The organism is Streptomyces milbemycinicus (assembly GCF_002154605.1).
GTDB classification, from domain to species: domain Bacteria; phylum Actinomycetota; class Actinomycetes; order Streptomycetales; family Streptomycetaceae; genus Streptomyces; species Streptomyces milbemycinicus.
In genome coordinates, this window is the sequence record NZ_MUNE01001131.1 from 1 (window position 1) to 500 (window position 500).

1 pseudogene is annotated in these 500 nt (G+C 72.6%); it reads left to right on the forward strand.

Annotation, left to right across the window (positions count from 1 at the left end):
* Positions 1-223: 223 nt before the first annotated feature.
* Positions 224-500 (forward strand): annotated as a pseudogene (locus CCN51_RS51550) (sensor histidine kinase); the annotation flags it as partial.

Sequence of the window (500 nt, forward strand, 5' to 3'; positions counted from 1 at the left end):
GCCGGGGCCCCCGGGCCGTGGGGGCGTACAGGGCGCTCATCAGGGCTGATCTCCTTCCGGCCCGATTCGGCTCGGCTGCTCCTCGGGCATGGCCACCAGCCTTCCCGGCACGATCGCGCCTGTCGGTAACGCGAGTTGCCGAATGGGGGTGGCACTAGTTGCACCCCCGATCCGGGTACGGGCGTCAGCGACCGGCCCCGAGGCCGCGGTCTAAGGTCGGCGCATGAGACTCCCCACCGCGCCACGAGCAGCGCTCACCCGGCTGCGGCGCGACGCGGTATTCGGGCTCGCGGGCATATCCGTGCAGTTCCTGGCCCTGTTGGTGTTGAGCATGCCGTGGCTGGTCTTCAGCGACACCGCGATGCCGCTCCTGGGCGTCCTGGTCGCCGTCGCCCTCCCGTTCGCCGCCCTGGTCGCCCTCAGCCCGCTGTTCACCCGCATGCAGCGGCGCCGCTTCAAGGGCCTGCTCGGCACCGACATCCCCGGCCCGGCGCGCCGGG